Origin of the sequence: Coraliomargarita algicola, from assembly GCF_033878955.1 — a bacterium.
Classification (GTDB): Bacteria; Verrucomicrobiota; Verrucomicrobiia; order Opitutales; family Coraliomargaritaceae; genus Thalassobacterium; species Thalassobacterium algicola.
The window spans coordinates 1818555-1833150 of record NZ_CP138858.1 but is presented as its reverse complement, the minus strand read 5'-3'; the positions used below and the strand labels follow the sequence as shown (position 1 = coordinate 1833150).

Sequence of the window (14596 nt, the reverse complement as noted above, 5' to 3'; positions counted from 1 at the left end):
GTTAATGCATCCGGAGGTGATGACCTGTTTCGTGAGCGTGAGTCTTTCGCGTTGACCTATATCGAGAGATGGGTGAGCTTGCAGCTTTTCACCCAACTGTTCATTATGCCCAAAATTTCTGATTTTCTTAGGCTTACAAGCCTCGTCTTAGCCTGTAGCGCCACTAGTTTCGCGGAGCGAAGTGAGCCGTTGGTCACCGTGGATATCGAGAGCTATGAGTCATTGCTCGCGGATGCGGGGGCGCTGATGGCTGCCGTGGGGCAGGATGCTTCCATGGCCCAGCTTCAGTTGGAAGGCATGCTCGGTGCGCAAATCGTCAGCTTGATCGATACGACTCAGCCATGGCAAGTTGGAGTCTGGATGGATCGCTTGGACCAGTCGCCTGTAATTTCGATTGTTCTACCAGTTGCTGATTTCGAGGCTTTTCAAGCTGCAGCACAGGCCAGCATGCTCGCTATGTTAGGGGCGCAGTATTTGGATGCGGGAGATCGGGTGGTCCTTTTTGGTAGCACTCCGGGAGCGATTGTCCCAGATGGCTTGAATGCAAAAATCGATGCGTATTGCTCGGCGTTGACACTCGCGCCCAAAGAAACAATCGAAGTCGGTTTGAAACTCGACGATGAACTACGTACCGCCGCGACGGCAGCGATCGAGATGTCGAAGGCTCAAATGCTGTCGGCCTTTGATCAGCCGGGTGTCGATACCACAGGAATGTCTCCCGAGATGATGCAAGAGATGATGGAAAGTTATTTCTCGTTCTACCAAACGATGCTGATGGAGACTGAGCGTCTGGAGTTACGCATGGATGTCGATGACGGTGATTTGTCCTTTTCGTTAGATGTGGAGCCTGTGGCTGGCTCTGGATTTGCGGATTTCGTATCTTCGCAGAATGTCGATATCACCGACCTCGCCACTGCGGTGGATTGGACTTCGGATATGGCGATGGTCGTCGGCATGGGAGACCTGCCCGCCGCATGGCAACCATTGATCGACGCTTCCATGCAGAGCATCATGCCGCTTTATGGTTTGGAAGGACAGGCTGCAGCTGAATGGACTGAAGTCATGCAGGCGACACTGCCGTTCAAAGGCGTATATAATATCTCTTTTCAGCACGGTATGACGTTTTCAGGCTTTTGTGAGATCATGGATGCGTCGAGTGCTGAGGTGTATGATCAATGGCTAGAAATTACAACAGCAGCGGGGCTCGGTGAGGGGCCTGCGATGTCTTACTATTCCGACATTAAGATCGAACGGGACGTTCGGACATTTAACGGACATTCCGTGGATCGTATTGAGATGACTATCAATCCCGAGCACCCTTCGATGCAGATGCCTGAGCAGCAAGCAGTGATGGAGCAGTTTTTTAAGAATGGGCAGGTCGTATATGAAATGGTTCTGGTCGGGGACCGTATCTATATGGCCACCGAGGGCGAGTTAGAGTCCGCATTCGCCAGTCCCGGGGGGGCTAATCCTCCACTTCGCATCCATTCGAATACACGCCTCCTCGGGGTGATTAATTTTGCTTCGATGATGCAGATGGGCGCCAGCGTTGCAGGAGAGTCAATGCCTGCGGCCTTCGATGATTTAGATGCGCGCATCACATATGTCATCGAAGCCAATGAAAGTCTTTTACTTAAAGGCACGACTCCATTAAGCCTCTTTGAGGCATTTAGCGCTGCGGAGTAGAACTTGCTGACTCTTTCGCAGTCGCCATGGCTTTGAGGGCGGCGACCTGGCCTTGGCGGGCATAGTCGGCGGCTTCGCCTAGAATGCGGGCCGCTTCTTGAGGCGCATGGAAGCCCATTGAGTTTTCGGCGGCGATGAAGTCGAGGCGCCACTGTGCTTTACGTTGAAATTCAAGGGCCTCTTTGAGCTCAGCTTGAGTTGCGCCGGCTTCCTTCGCGTCGGCTATGGCGTCGAGCAGTGCCATCAATGCGGTGCCGCCGCGTTGGAGTAGTTTGAAGTTACGATCTTGAATGGCATCCACGCGCGCCAAAATTTCTTTTTCTTCCACGTGGTGACAAGTCTGGCAGGCACGGTTGACGTTGAGTAGTGGGCTACGTACCCAGTGATCAGAAACCTTGGTCGCGCCATCGCGTTGGTAGGGCATATGGCAATCGGCGCAAGCGACGCCTGCACGGGAGTGAATGCCTTGCGACCAGAGCTCAAATTCGGGGTGTTGTGCTTTTAAAATTTCGGCGCCAGACTCGGTATGGATATAGTCATAGAAACGTTTGCCATCTTCGAAGGTGGTTGCGTTCCAGTGCGCTTCTTGATCCTCAACGCGCAGGCCTTTGCTCCAGGGAAATTCGAGCGGCATGGCACTGGAGCAGTAGTATTCGACGTGACATTGCGCGCAGGCAAATGAGCGCATTTCGGTGCGACTGGCCAAACGGTTGGGATCGTAAGCTTGGTCGCGACTTCCTTTACGCCAGCGCTCGATTGAAGGCATTTGTGGCAAGGGAGCATCGGACTCTGCGAGTGCTTGAATGCCTAGAATAAATCCCGGGCGCGTTACGCGTAGTTTCATGGTTGCGGAGTCGTGGCAATCTACGCAACTGACTGGGTGCCCGTGTCCCATGTCGTGGACTATTTTATTCAGCTCTTGGTAGGACATTTTATGTGTTGCTTCAAAGCCTGCCATGGCATCGCCATCGCCGAGTTCACGATAGACAGGCATGATGGATGCGTGGCAGTGTAAGCAAGAGCCACTTTGTGGTTTGGAAAGGCGTTCGGTCTGTTCTTGGTCTTCCAGCATGTAGGCGTGGCCGCGGCGATCGCGATAATCGATAGAAAAGGCGTAGCCTTTAAACATACGCTTGAGCCAAGGATCACGGTCGATTTTTTCCTCTGGCAGGGCTTCGCTGCCGCCATGGCCGCCGAAGCGGGTGCGGGTGGTCTCGGCGGTGAGTAGATAGCTTTCGTATTGTTTGGGCCAGTTGATGCCCCATTGCTCGGGATCGGTACTGTCCTCATCGACTTCGACCAGACGTATATAGGGGTTCTTGGCTTCGGATTTGCGCTCGAAGATATTTAATAACAGTGCGGCGATGAGCGCGATGGCGATCGTGGCCAATAGAAAGGTAATTATATAGGCGGTCGCGCCACGAGTGCGGTGGGGGTTGGAAGCATTCATTTTCGTTCCTTGGTGAGTTGTGATATATCTTCGAATTTTCCGAGTCCCACGCGTTCGCCGTGTCCTACTGTGCGGTGACAGTGCACGCATTGAACCGAGTCGGCTGCGGTCGTGGCATCGCTTAGGAGCTCGTGTAGGAAATCCTGATGACAGAGAATGCAATTTTTCTGTAGGATGCGTGCCGCTTTATCACGAATGACGATTGGTTCGGGGAAATCTTGTAATGTGAAGCCCTTCGAGTGGAGGTAGCCATTCTCCGCTTTAGCGATGTATTTGCCGATGAAATCGTGTGGTAGGTGGCAGTCCACGCAGGTGGCTACGGTGTGATGGCTCGCTTTTTGCCATGAATCAAACTGTGGCTGCATGATATGGCAATTCACACAAGCCGCGGGATCTTTACTGAAGTAGGACAGTCCCTCTCCGTATTTAAAGGTGTAACCGCCCAAGCCAAGTAGGGAGCCTGCTGCGATGGCCAGCGCGAAGCCTACCAGCGTCATACCGAAGATGCGGCGCGGGGGATACGCTTGCTCGGGGCTGGCAGGCGCTTTTGACATCAGAACTCAGAATAGCGTTAGCATACAACAAGTCAATCCAGCTTTCGTAGCGGATTGACTTGAGTTTCAGTTTCTCACACGCAGTCGAGGTTGCGTTTCGATTGCGGATTTAACCAATTTTACACGGATGCACGCAATTCACAGCAATGAAATCATTGACAGGCATTATTTAATCTATGAGATACGCAGCTTCGAAAGATGCTCAGGTGGTGGAACGGCAGACACGCCACGTTCAGGTCGTGGTGCCCGCAAGGGCGTGAGGGTTCAAATCCCTCCCTGAGTACCATAGAATTTCACCCAGTTACTAAGTCTCTGAAATTCAACTTTTGTGTTTTTGCTGCGTGTGCTGTGTTCTTGTCGCAGAAGTCCTTTTTGTGGCTGTTTTTTACCACACAGAAGGATTTCGGCTGCTGTCGTCTGTTGGTTTCATTGAATTGAGCAACGCCCCTCTCCTATGCCTGCACGAATGATCTGGTCAGTTCACGAACGACGGGTTCTATTTTTTCGATGGCTTCATGTTTCGACTTTTCGAATCGTTCGTCGCCAAATTCCTGATACTCGATCGATACATTCCATGACTGGGACACTCCGAGGTATTTCGACATGGTTTGGATGTGGGGGTGCAAGTGGTTCATGGAGGCACGAACACCTCCCGGATCAAAACCAAACTCACCGGAGGCGGAGAGCGTAACGAGTCGCTTGCCTGATAAGATCGGTTCCAAGGGCGTATCTCCGCGCGCCAGATCAAATGAAAAGGTTTTGCCTACGCGGATGACCTGATCGAACCATGCCTTCACCGCAGCGGGTAGACCATAGTTATACATCGGCGTCGCGATGACGATTACATCCGCTTGCGATAGCTCGGCGATGGCTTGATCCGAATATTCCAGGACTCGGTGATCTTGCTCACTTCGTTCGGCCTCTGGTGTAAAGGCTGACGCGATCCATTCTTCGCTGATGAACGGAGGTGGATTCTTGCCCACATCTCGTTGTGTGATTTCGCCGGTGAGGCCAGCCGAGTGCCAGCTGTCTAGAAATCTTTGCGTGAGCATTCTGGAAAGAGAGCGTGAAGAACGGGCGCTGCCGTTGATCACCAAGAGATTTGTCTGATTCTTCATAGGGATGGAGCAATTGTTGCGTTTGATTTGGAGAGAGTTGGGCGCCCGGCTTCGTTTTGTCCGAGCTGGATTCTTGAGCTGAAACGGCCACCCGAACTGCGACACGGGTGGCCGTTTGATATTTTAGTAATTAAGCCGATGGTTTCCAGGCGAAGCGTTGGAAGGGGGCATCGATGGGTGTTTCGGCCAAGTGATTGACATAGTTGCTGATCACCTTCTGTGAGAGACCGAGCACGATTTCCAAGAGCTGGCGCGGGCCGTAGCCGGCGTCAAAGAACGCGCGCGCTTCGTCTTCGCTCAGATGTCCACGATTACGAACGATCGCGAGTGTCGTTTCGTGGAGTGCTTGCAGCTTGTCGTTTTCCAATCGTGTTTGATTGCGTAGGGCTTCGGTGATCGAGGGATCCACTCCCATTGCATTGGCAATGTAGGTGTGAGCTGGCACACAGTAGTGGCAAGCATGCTCGACGTTGATTGTTTGCCAGACGACGGTGAGTTCCTCTTCGTTGAAAGAGCTTTCTTGAAATAGTTCGTGCAGGCGTTGGTAGGCTTCCAGTAGTCCCGGAGCTTCGGCAGCGGCGGCGTGCAAGTTAGGGATCATGCCAAAGGCTTTGACCGAGTTTTCGAGCAGCGGCTTACTGGCAGCCGGTGCGCTCTCGATGTTGTGTAAAGTTGTAATGTGACTCATTTTATTTGGTTGGTTATTTGTATTTATGTTGTGGGTGAAATTAGTCACCGGCAGGCGTGCCAGTCTTAGAGATCGAGTGCATTGATTTCTTCGATCGTGAAGCGAGGGGTGATGTGTTGTTGGCAGTTCCAGTCGAATGCCTGGATGCGGAAGCGCAGTAGGCGTTCGACGCGTGCGCGGTATTTGGGGAGTTTGAGATGTGCTTCGAGTTCGGGGTAGTGCTCGAGCTGTAGCACATCGGCGGTTGCCCAGATCTTGAGTCGCTGGCGGGTGGGGTAGTCGATGAGGAAGAGCATCACTTTGCCGATGGCATTAATATTGCCAGTGCTGATGTATTGGCGGTTGCCGCTGAAATCAGGCATGGCGAGCGTTTCCGGATTAATGACTTTGAGGAATCCCGGAGGGCCGCCTCGGAATTGTACATAAGGCCAGCCGTTTTCTCCGACAGAGCTCAGGTAGAAGCTGTCTCGCATTTCTACGAAATGGATCTCGTCGGCACTGAGTCGGTAGCGGTCACCGCTGCACTCGGCACGAGCGTAGGCTTTGCGGGACCCTTGTGCGGATTGGACCGCCTTGACGGAGTCAGTGAATGCGTAGTGGGTGAAGTTTTGGTCCATGGTGGTTCAGGTGAACGCCGCCCGCAATGTTGGCGGGCGACGTTTCTTGTGTGTCGTTTGTTCCAGGAGCAGGTGGGATTAGACGGCTTGCGGTTCGCTGGCCGTGGCATAGCTGCGCACGCGGGTGACGATGCCTGAGCGGTCGGTGATACCAGTCGATCGGTGGCGGATTCTACCCTTGTTGAAGTAGAAGAGTGTCGGGATCGAGCCGACGTCGTTCTTGCGGGCGAGTTGCGGGTGTTCGTCGATGTTGACTTTGGCGATGATGGCTTCGTCGCCGAGCTCATCGGCGGCGGATTCAAGGATGGGATTCAGTGCCTTGCAGGGGCCGCACCAGGGAGCCCAGTAATCGACGACAACCGGTTGGGTCGAGTGTTGGATAATTGTATCCAGTTCGGAGGCGGATTGTATGTGATGGATGTTTTTCATCTTGAATGTCCATTCCTGGGTTAGCTTCTGTTGTGGCGCAGTCTGTTGAGCTGGCTAGGCGTGCGTTGTTGCGAACTACTGATCACGTGCGTGGGCACCTTCTTTGTATACTCGCGAGATTGTGCAGCTGACGCGCTTCGGGCGTGGTTAATCGAGAAGGGGGTTCGCTTCTTCGTGAGGTTCTTGGCGGGGCGATGCTGGAGCTTTTCCCATGTGTGGCAGTGCGTGTGACTGGTGTCACTTCGAGCACGATTGATCGTGCCAGCAGTGTTCGCTGAAAGTACTGATGAACCGAACAGGAGTAAGCCAAGAATCGCGAGTCTGTGTGGGATGTATGGTTTCATTGTGATTTTTTTCGCTATTGGATTGATTTGAGTTGTGGTTTGGAGATTAGCGGATCGATTTCCAGTTGGCATTGGCCTTTCGGATGTTGCCTTGGATGTCTTTGGCCCATTCTTTCTGAATGTCGCCGTCGAGGTTGAGGTAGAGCGTGCCGTCGATGAACTCATAGACCGTCGGGTTGCTGTTGAACTTCTTACCCAACGCGAGTCCGTAGGCGCAGTAGCCGTTGTAGGCTGGGAGATATTTCTCCGGGTTGGCCTCGAAGGCAGCTTTGTTGGCCTCGTTCGCGAAGAGATAAGTGACCCCTTCGTGTTGCGCGGCTTGAAAACCAGTGCCGCGGATGGGGCCTGATTCCTGATGGTAGCTGACGAGGTCGTATCCACCCACTGCGGGGAGGTCATACTGGTCTGCGTCGATCGCTGACGCGGTCAGTGCGCTGGCGAAGATGAGGATGCTGATGTTGATGATGTGTCTGATGCTTTTCATTTCTGTTTTTATTTTGTATTACTTATTTATGGTTATTATTGTTTCGTGGCAGATCGTGCCGAGAAGGGTTTAAAGGGCGTTTAACTGCTGTGGGTAAAACATGCCGCGGTTGAGGTCTTCTGCTGAAAGACTTCGCGCAGTCGTGATTTGCCGCGTGAGAGGCGTGACATGACGGTTCCGATTGGAATGCTCAGTGAGTTTGCGATCTCCTGGTAAGAGAGGTCGTTCAGATAGAAGAGCGCGAGTGGCGCTCGGTAGGTGGGATCGACTTCCTGTAAGGCTTCGACCGCGAGTTGTGCGTCGAGGCGACGGTGTACGTCCGTTTCAGTGGATCCTGCGATCGCCTCGAGAATTTCCGGATCACGGCTTTCGAGGCGGTTCCGGTCGCGTTTACGACGCAGGAACTCGCGGTAGAGCGTAGTGAAGAGCCAGGATTTTATTTTGCTTGGATCGCGTAAGCTACTGCCTTTGCTTGCGTAGATGTAGAAGGTTTGTTGGACGATGTCGTCGGCTTCGTGCGTGCTCTTCGCCAGGCTGTAGGCGAAGCGGTAGAGCGACTGTTGATAGTCGGATACGATTTGTTCGAAATGATCGGCAAGAACTTGCCCATCATGTGCGTAAGTGAGTGTTTGCGGCTTCATGGTGATTTGGGAAGTTTGCGGACCAATCATTGTCGTATCGGTGCGGTTGGTGATGTGCGCTTAGGTCAGAGACGAATGAGCGAGGTGGATGTCAGACTCGTCTTTCCCTGCATTTAGAATGGGGAAGTAGTAGGCGAGTGGTAGTGCATAGGCCCAGTGACGTGTCATCGAAAGAACCGGGAAGATCAGTCCGCCTGCTGTCCCTGCGATACCAAGACCGAGCAAAGGAAAGAGGAGAAACCAAACCAGCATGACGGTCTCCAGAGTAGTAAAGAGTAGTGCGCGAAACCATCCCGGTCCGAAGAGTGAAGGCGCGAGGGCCGCGTAGATTGCCGCGAGCGCGATGCCGTTGCCATAGTGCATGAGCAATGCGATCGGGAAGGGGAGCCCCACGGCTTGAGCGAGGACTCCGGGGATGTCCCACCAGGTTCCGGTGAAGAGAAGCCCGACGATATCGAAGAGCAGTGTGCCGATGACGCCGGCGATGCCGGCTTTGATCCAGTTGATTTTCATGGTAGTTTCTTTCTTTGGTTTGTTTTTTTATTGGAGGAGAGGGATTAGGCTTGGCCGCCGAAGCGGACATAGTCGTCGAGGTCGAGGTATTCGAAGAGCGTGCCGACGTCTGTCCGCGGAGGAGACTGCGCGAGGGAAAACTCTGCGATCCAGGCACGGACTTGAGGGTTTAGGCCGGGGAGCTTTTCGATCCATGCGCTCCAGGAATCGATTTGATGAGGCAGGAGCTGGTAGGGCGTCTGCGTGTGGATCCATTCAAGGATCTCGAAATCGCCCAGCCCTTCGCTGACTTTGGCCAGGAGCTCGTCTGGAGTGATGCCGGTGAACTTGAAGAACTGGAGGTCGAGGAGGCTTTCGCGACCATAGATGTAGACGCCGGCGCGGTCGTTTACAGTGGCGCGGGCCTTGTCGATGAGTCGTGGAAGGTGGGCGAATCCGCCCAGACGTACGCGTGGGCTGCGTGGCGCCTGTTGTGTTAGATCGGTGGTGATGGATGTGTTCATGTTGCGATGGGTGGTGGATGTGTTTGTTCTCAGAGACGGCGCTCGGATGCGTCGATGGCTTGGTCGTTGATCGATGCGAAGCGGCGGGCCATGAGTCCGTTGGCGTCGAACTCCCAATTTTCATTTCCGTGGGCGCGAAACCATTGGCCGGAGTCGTCGCGCCATTCGTATTCGAAGCGCACCGCGATGCGGTTGTCGCTGAAGGCCCAGAGCGTCTTTTTTAGTTTGTACTCATGCTCTTTGGCCCACTTGCGGCGGAGAAAGTCGACGATCTCGGCGCGACCATTGATGAAATCGGCACGGTTGCGCCATTCGGAATCTTCGGTGTAGGCCTGAGCCACCCGTTCGGGGTCTTGGGAGTTCCAGGCGTCTTCGGCGAGTTGTACCTTTAGGCGCGCGCTGGCTTCGGTGAAGGGTGGAAGCGGGGAACGTTGTTCTGTATGCATCATTGCTGGAGGGTGAGCGATGGAGGCTGTGGGCCCCCATCGCAGGATTGGATTTGGGAACGCTAGCGAGTCGCCTTAGCAGCAGCTGCACTGGGCGGCTTCCACTTCCGGGAATTCGCATTCTGTTTGTGCGTAGCGGTTGAAGTAGTTCGTGTAGAGATTGACGGCTACGTTCGCGACGACCTCGGCGGCTTCGGCTTCGGTGACTCCGGCGGACTTGACGGCAATTTGTGTCGACTCAGGCACCTGGCCCTTGGTCTCAATAATTGCTTTGGTCAGGGTGAGGATGGCTTGCTCCTTGAGGTCTGTAGACTCTGCATGGCGCGCGGCTTTCAGCTCGTCGGACGGAATCTTCATCAGGCTGCCGATGGCGGTATGGGCGCGAAGACAGTAGTCGCAGTCGTTTAGTTGGGCGGAGAGAAGAGCGATCTTCTCCCGTGTTTGAGGGCTCAGACTGTCGCCCGAGACCGCTCCGCTTAGGCCCAGATAGCCTTCGAGGGCTGCCTGGCTGTTGCCGAGGGCTTTGACCATGTTTGGGACCAGGCCCAGCTTTTGTTTGACGGCATCGTAGAGTGCGGCGACTTCTTGCGATGCGTTTTCGGATTCGAGTGTGTGGATACGGCTCATTGTGTTTTTTAGTTGTGTGTTTTTATGATTATAAACCGACTGGTCGGTCAGCTTATGTGAAAAAAAGAGATGCTTTGTTCTTTTAGGATAACCGACCGGTCGGTCTGCATGTGGTTATAGGAAAAGTTTGAAAAATTAATTTGGCTGAAATTACAGAAGTGCCGTGACTTGTTTCTTGGCGACTTGGAGAAACGAAAGGTCTTGGAAGTTCTGTAGTTGGATGAGGGTGCCTTCGAAGAGAATGAATAGGGTCGTGGCGATTTGTTCCTGTTCGATCTTAGTCTTCGTAGCGTGGTGTTCGGCGGTAAGAGCACGAAAGAGTTCAAATAATTCCCGCTTATGATTAGAAATTTCAAGACGCAGCGCATTTTCGCAGTCGGGGGTCTCGCACATGGTGTTGAGAAAGGCACAGCCGCGGAAGTTGGCATCCTGCATCCACTGGCCGAGGAAATCGAAGATGCCGACTATTTTGGATTTAGGAGTTTTCTTTGGGTTGATGAACTGGAGGAGCCAGTGGTTCCAAGTGGCGTGACGTGCTTTCAGCCATGCGATGCCCAGTTCTTCCTTGGATTTGAAGTGAGAATAAAATGTGCCTTTAGCAGCACCTGCTTCCTGGATGATTTGTTGGATGCCGGTACAATGGTAGCCTTGTTCATAGAAGAGCTTGGAGGCCACTTCGATGATTTCGTCCCGCTTGGATAGGCTGTTTTGGGGCTTGGTCATACCTGTGTAAGAAATGAATACCGACCGGTCGGTCAAGTTTACTTTACATGTTTATATGAATTTTCTCCGTAGCCGCGCTTGGATGGGGTGTATCATTTATAATAGGTAAGGTCTTTGTTCAAAAGTGTGAACGGTTAGTTTTTATGATTGATTAGTGCATCTATTTGTAATTATTAGTAAATCTGATTTGTGGTTTTGTGTCTAACTTACATCTCCACTTCTGTAGAATATACTATGAATAGCTTCGGTCCTCATCTTAAGCTTTGGTCGAGTTCTCATGACGAGTGGGAAATTAGCGTGTTGTATGGTAAGATAGGGGAAGCGCCTCCTTCGTTTTCGTATAAGCTTCCTAGTGAGGGGAGTTATCAGCTGGCGGAGATGGAGTTACTTGAGACAAGAGGAGAGCTTACTTACTTTAGAGTTCGTTTTGAGGTGCCGCTAAGGGCCAGTCATACACGGGTGGATTACAAGGTTGGGGGAAAGCGCTATAGCTTTCATGTGCCTGAGCTCCATCGTATGCCTAAGGTTTGCTATGGGTCCTGTAATGGATTTCACAGTCAGAAAATATTGAAGGAATTCGTCGAGGGTGGAAAAGGCAATGCGATGAAAGCCACCGAACGCTGGCGTAATATGCTGCAGTATCATAGCTCGAGGCGCTATAATGTATGTATACTTGGTGGCGATCAGATCTACTCTGACATTGCGCTGGAGGGATTTGAGGATCATGTATTGAAATGGTCCTGGCATACGACTCGATCAGAGCGCAAAGCGCGCAGCTTAACTGCAGGTGAAGTGGAAGCTCTGCGAGATTTATACACCGATATGTATGTCAATAGTTGGGGGCGTAACCCGGAAATGAAGAAAATGCTTTCGACCTGTCCCTCGTTGATGATGTGGGACGATCATGACATCATGGATGGATGGGGCTCTTACGAGGATGAGCGTGAAAAATGGCCTGTATTCAAAGAGGGAGTTTTCCCCGAAGCGCGGCGTGCTTTTTTGCTGTTTCAGCATCACTGCAAGCCTAATGAAAAACCTGGAGGCTCTTTAGGCACGCGTAATAATTTCTCGACTGGACACGTGATGGGATCGCTTGGAGTCGTGCATCTCGATACACGAAGTGAGCGAACGCAACACCAAGTCATGTCTGAGAAAAATTGGGAGAAGTTCGCACAATGGCGTGAAAGTAATACTGAACTCAAGCATCTCTTCCTGTGTGTTAGTGTGCCTATGGTCTATGCCGACTTTGAAACCATAGAGAAGATTCTTCGGCTCATTCCTTTTGACCAGGGAATTGAAGATGACTTGCGCGACCATTGGCGCAGTGTGCCGCATCAAGTCTGCCGCGAACGCTTGCTCAAAGATCTGTTCGCCTATTCGAAAGAGAGTGCTTGTCGCGTCACCATTATTTCCGGCGACGTGCACGTAGCTGCGCATGGAGTGGTGGAACTTAAGGACGGTCAGGGCGATCACACTCGCACGAACCGTATTCACCAACTGATTTCGTCTCCCATCATGAATAAGGCTGGCAATCCCGTCGTGGAGAAACTGGTCGAATGGCAGGGCGATGCCGCGGAGGTCATCAACCCTACGATGAGCGCGCGGATGTTGCCGCTTCAGGTCGCAATTGGTACAAATGGCGCCAGCTCCAAAACTGCCCGCTACGTGTGGGAGCGCAATTGGCTCAGCCTCCTGCCTCAGGACGACGACGCTTATCGCGCGGAGTGGTATTTCGAAGGTTCCAACTATCCCTGCCGGGAGATTGTTTATTCGGTATGATTCTAACTGTTCGTCTTATCATGATTTCACTTTCAATCACTGGCACTGCATTGCTGTCCGGTTGTGCGATCCACTACTTCGATAAGGAAGCGGGTGTTGAGAATGTTTGGGGCTTTGGGCATATGAGGATGAAAGTTCAAGAGCCGCATGAAGGTCGCCAAGCATTGATTGCGGGGACTGAATCTTATGGCGCCTCCATTGGTACTACCCAAAGCGGCGCATTTGCGGCTCTGGGCTGGTTTAAGAACCATAAAACAATTATTCTTAATGAAGACGCACAGTTCAGAGTCGAATGGCCTGAGGCAGACTTTTTCAGCGTTCGAGTTGGAGCGAAGATGCCAAAACCGATTTATTACCAGTATGAAGTTGTATCAAAAAAGTCTGAATAGTCACTTTTTTTAATCAAAATTAACTCATGAATATGAACCATAAAACACCGATTGCGTTAGGTATTGTAACTAGCGTCACTTTATTATTGTCTGGATGCGCAGTAGGCTATGATAGCACGATGCTGGTCACAAAGACGAACGCGGGGTTGGAGTTCTCGACGACGCCGCCGACTGCAGCGCTCAGTGTGAATCGAACTGAAGGTGTCGTTACTCCGCAGTTTCAAGATGGTGAGGTACTTCCGGCAATGGCTAGTTTTAAAGGGAGTGCGAAAAACCTGTTCTCGCCTGCTGCGGGTTCAACATTTGCTACTGGTGACGCAGCAGTAGCAATGTCTGCACTGTTTGCGGATCCGACGCCTGGTACGCCTACAAGTCGAGTTGAAGACATCCAGAGAGATGATCCAGATTTTGATAGTAGTCGAACTCTGACTTACAAACCCATAATTCCTGGCCTATTTTTTGGCTTGTTGAAGACTGAGTTTCAAAAGAATGAAGTAGATAATACTGTCAAAGTCAGGCCTGTGTTTTTTGCGACTGAAACAAGCTTAGGGGTAAAGGTGTCGTGGTCTGGCCTAACTGCCACTCTCCCAGATTCGGTGAATGCTGGTTATAATCGGAAAGAGATTGGTATACTTCCTATATCTATGACACAAACCGCAGCTTCTGGTGGGGCACAAGCATCTTATAAAATGAAGCAGGCTTCATTGCTCGCGACACTCGATACAGGTTCGAAAATCGCAGGTGTGCAAACGACTGACGCTAAATCAGTACAATTTTTTGCAGTAGGTGATTCCGCAAATTTATTGTCGCAGCAAGAGTATATTCGAAAGGCGATGTTTCAGTCAATGGGTGGTGCTGCAGAAGACGCGCTTGAACAGTTCGAAGCTAATACAGAAAAAGGGTTTGATAATATTGGAACCGCTCCTGTCGTTCATGCTCTTAAGGACATCTATACGGTGTTAAGTGTTAATCTGAAGGATTCCAAAGATGCTCAAGCTCAAGTTGAGGCACTCGATGACTTAGCGAATCATTACCCGAGAGTATACGACTTTGATGCCTATGAATTATCTGGGCCAACTACGCTTTCTAAGGTTGTGCATAAGCAGACTGGTAAGGTTGTCCGTAACCCGGATAGCTTCAACCGAATCATAAATTATGAATCCTCTCTGCGCTCTTCAATACAGAGCTTGAAGACATCGTTAGCTGCACCTTCGACTTATACTTATAGTGGAAGCGCGGTCCTGAATTCAAAAGCGGCACTTGAAGCTGAAGTATTAAAACAAGAAAAGTTACATGCTGATATAATTGCACGCATTAAGTCTGATCCTTCAATAAATGCTGCGGTGAGGCATTATTTATCTCTCTTTATGAAATAATAACACCAAAAATATTAGATATGTTCAAGCCAGACAATGCAACTACCGTAAACGATAAGAACACTAGATTGGCCGACCTTTTGACGGCTGGAGGATGGCAAGATGAAGACATTGCAATCATACGTCGATTTAATGGCACGCCAGGTGATCCAAATAACCCGAATGGCTGGGATGCTACGCGTGTGAGTGCCTTTGATGCCGAGGTTGAAACTGGTGATCTCTAATGTGG

General features: G+C 51.5%; 18 protein-coding genes and 1 tRNA gene. 6 read left to right on the top strand and 13 right to left on the bottom strand.

The window, feature by feature from the left end:
- Positions 1–105 precede the first annotated feature (105 nt).
- Positions 106–1686, top strand: coding sequence for a hypothetical protein (locus tag SH580_RS07040; RefSeq protein WP_319834308.1), 1581 nt, complete (start codon positions 106–108; stop codon positions 1684–1686).
- Here SH580_RS07040 and SH580_RS07035 read toward each other — a convergent pair.
- On the bottom strand, positions 1670–3136 hold the full coding sequence (locus SH580_RS07035) for an ammonia-forming cytochrome c nitrite reductase subunit c552 (protein WP_319834307.1): 1467 nt from the start codon (positions 3134–3136) through the stop codon (positions 1670–1672). The two genes, SH580_RS07040 and SH580_RS07035, sit on opposite strands and share 17 nt — an antisense overlap.
- Entirely contained in the window at positions 3133–3690 is a 558-nt protein-coding gene (nrfH, locus tag SH580_RS07030; protein ID WP_319834306.1) for a cytochrome c nitrite reductase small subunit, read from the bottom strand. Before nrfH ends, SH580_RS07035 begins: the two co-directional genes overlap by 4 nt.
- 200 nt (positions 3691–3890) lie before the next feature.
- Here nrfH and SH580_RS07025 point away from each other — a divergent pair.
- Positions 3891–3976 (top strand) — tRNA-Leu (locus tag SH580_RS07025).
- 166 nt (positions 3977–4142) lie between these two features.
- Here the strand turns inward: SH580_RS07025 and SH580_RS07020 are convergent.
- The 11 genes from SH580_RS07020 to SH580_RS06970 form a co-directional block, all read right to left on the bottom strand.
- On the bottom strand, positions 4143–4808 hold the full coding sequence (locus SH580_RS07020) for an FMN-dependent NADH-azoreductase (protein ID WP_319834305.1): 666 nt from the start codon (positions 4806–4808) through the stop codon (positions 4143–4145).
- A gap of 130 nt (positions 4809–4938) precedes the next feature.
- Positions 4939–5487 carry a carboxymuconolactone decarboxylase family protein gene (locus SH580_RS07015; protein WP_345786251.1) on the bottom strand — a complete coding sequence of 183 codons (549 nt, stop codon included), beginning with the start codon at positions 5485–5487 and terminating at the stop codon, positions 4939–4941.
- Positions 5488–5561: 74 nt separating this feature from the next.
- A complete protein-coding gene (locus tag SH580_RS07010) occupies positions 5562–6113 on the bottom strand; it encodes a pyridoxamine 5'-phosphate oxidase family protein (protein ID WP_319834303.1) in 552 nt (183 codons plus the stop codon).
- Between the two features lie 78 nt (positions 6114–6191).
- Positions 6192–6542 carry a thioredoxin gene (gene trxA / locus SH580_RS07005; RefSeq protein ID WP_319834302.1) on the bottom strand — a complete coding sequence of 117 codons (351 nt, stop codon included), beginning with the start codon at positions 6540–6542 and terminating at the stop codon, positions 6192–6194.
- Positions 6543–6932: 390 nt separating this feature from the next.
- Positions 6933–7370 carry a YHS domain-containing (seleno)protein gene (locus SH580_RS07000; protein ID WP_319834301.1) on the bottom strand — a complete coding sequence of 146 codons (438 nt, stop codon included), beginning with the start codon at positions 7368–7370 and terminating at the stop codon, positions 6933–6935.
- An 80-nt stretch (positions 7371–7450) separates the two neighbouring features.
- Complete coding sequence (locus SH580_RS06995) at positions 7451–8011, bottom strand: RNA polymerase sigma factor (protein WP_319834300.1); 561 nt, start codon at positions 8009–8011, stop codon at positions 7451–7453.
- Between the two features lie 60 nt (positions 8012–8071).
- Positions 8072–8524, bottom strand: coding sequence for a hypothetical protein (locus SH580_RS06990; protein WP_319834299.1), 453 nt, complete (start codon positions 8522–8524; stop codon positions 8072–8074).
- A 44-nt stretch (positions 8525–8568) separates the two neighbouring features.
- Positions 8569–9027, bottom strand: a complete 459-nt coding sequence (locus tag SH580_RS06985) for a DUF5069 domain-containing protein (protein WP_319834298.1) — start codon at positions 9025–9027, stop codon at positions 8569–8571.
- Positions 9028–9056: 29 nt separating this feature from the next.
- A complete protein-coding gene (locus SH580_RS06980; RefSeq protein WP_319834297.1) occupies positions 9057–9476 on the bottom strand; it encodes a nuclear transport factor 2 family protein in 420 nt (139 codons plus the stop codon).
- A gap of 72 nt (positions 9477–9548) precedes the next feature.
- Complete coding sequence (locus tag SH580_RS06975) at positions 9549–10100, bottom strand: carboxymuconolactone decarboxylase family protein (RefSeq protein ID WP_319834296.1); 552 nt, start codon at positions 10098–10100, stop codon at positions 9549–9551.
- Positions 10101–10250: 150 nt separating this feature from the next.
- Complete coding sequence (locus tag SH580_RS06970; protein WP_319834295.1) at positions 10251–10823, bottom strand: TetR/AcrR family transcriptional regulator; 573 nt, start codon at positions 10821–10823, stop codon at positions 10251–10253.
- A gap of 234 nt (positions 10824–11057) precedes the next feature.
- On the opposite strand from SH580_RS06970, the gene SH580_RS06965 reads away from it, so the two are divergent.
- From SH580_RS06965 to SH580_RS06950, 4 genes are read left to right on the top strand one after another with little or no spacing between them, the layout of a single operon-like run.
- Positions 11058–12602, top strand: coding sequence for an alkaline phosphatase D family protein (locus SH580_RS06965; protein WP_319834294.1), 1545 nt, complete (start codon positions 11058–11060; stop codon positions 12600–12602).
- A gap of 20 nt (positions 12603–12622) precedes the next feature.
- Complete coding sequence (locus tag SH580_RS06960) at positions 12623–12991, top strand: hypothetical protein (RefSeq protein ID WP_319834293.1); 369 nt, start codon at positions 12623–12625, stop codon at positions 12989–12991.
- Positions 12992–13023: 32 nt separating this feature from the next.
- Positions 13024–14367, top strand: a complete 1344-nt coding sequence (locus SH580_RS06955) for a hypothetical protein (protein ID WP_319834292.1) — start codon at positions 13024–13026, stop codon at positions 14365–14367.
- Between the two features lie 20 nt (positions 14368–14387).
- Positions 14388–14591, top strand: coding sequence for a hypothetical protein (locus SH580_RS06950; RefSeq protein WP_319834291.1), 204 nt, complete (start codon positions 14388–14390; stop codon positions 14589–14591).
- Positions 14592–14596: the final 5 nt, after the last annotated feature.

Bases quoted from the DNA above. Each gene is read 5' to 3' on its own strand.
- SH580_RS06955 (WP_319834292.1), top strand. From the start codon at position 13,024: ATGAACCATAAAACACCGATTGCGTTAGGTATTGTAACTAGCGTCACT.
- SH580_RS07000 (WP_319834301.1), bottom strand. From the start codon at position 7,370: ATGAAAAGCATCAGACACATCATCAACATCAGCATCCTCATCTTCGCC.
- SH580_RS06980 (WP_319834297.1), bottom strand. From the start codon at position 9,476: ATGATGCATACAGAACAACGTTCCCCGCTTCCACCCTTCACCGAAGCC.
- SH580_RS06975 (WP_319834296.1), bottom strand. From the start codon at position 10,100: ATGAGCCGTATCCACACACTCGAATCCGAAAACGCATCGCAAGAAGTC.
- SH580_RS07035 (WP_319834307.1), bottom strand. From the start codon at position 3,136: ATGAATGCTTCCAACCCCCACCGCACTCGTGGCGCGACCGCCTATATA.
- SH580_RS06995 (WP_319834300.1), bottom strand. From the start codon at position 8,011: ATGAAGCCGCAAACACTCACTTACGCACATGATGGGCAAGTTCTTGCC.
- SH580_RS06960 (WP_319834293.1), top strand. From the start codon at position 12,623: ATGATTTCACTTTCAATCACTGGCACTGCATTGCTGTCCGGTTGTGCG.
- trxA (WP_319834302.1), bottom strand. From the start codon at position 6,542: ATGAAAAACATCCATCACATACAATCCGCCTCCGAACTGGATACAATT.
- SH580_RS06965 (WP_319834294.1), top strand. From the start codon at position 11,058: ATGAATAGCTTCGGTCCTCATCTTAAGCTTTGGTCGAGTTCTCATGAC.
- SH580_RS06990 (WP_319834299.1), bottom strand. From the start codon at position 8,524: ATGAAAATCAACTGGATCAAAGCCGGCATCGCCGGCGTCATCGGCACA.
- SH580_RS07020 (WP_319834305.1), bottom strand. From the start codon at position 4,808: ATGAAGAATCAGACAAATCTCTTGGTGATCAACGGCAGCGCCCGTTCT.
- SH580_RS06985 (WP_319834298.1), bottom strand. From the start codon at position 9,027: ATGAACACATCCATCACCACCGATCTAACACAACAGGCGCCACGCAGC.
- SH580_RS06970 (WP_319834295.1), bottom strand. From the start codon at position 10,823: ATGACCAAGCCCCAAAACAGCCTATCCAAGCGGGACGAAATCATCGAA.
- nrfH (WP_319834306.1), bottom strand. From the start codon at position 3,690: ATGTCAAAAGCGCCTGCCAGCCCCGAGCAAGCGTATCCCCCGCGCCGC.
- SH580_RS07040 (WP_319834308.1), top strand. From the start codon at position 106: ATGCCCAAAATTTCTGATTTTCTTAGGCTTACAAGCCTCGTCTTAGCC.
- SH580_RS07010 (WP_319834303.1), bottom strand. From the start codon at position 6,113: ATGGACCAAAACTTCACCCACTACGCATTCACTGACTCCGTCAAGGCG.
- SH580_RS06950 (WP_319834291.1), top strand. From the start codon at position 14,388: ATGTTCAAGCCAGACAATGCAACTACCGTAAACGATAAGAACACTAGA.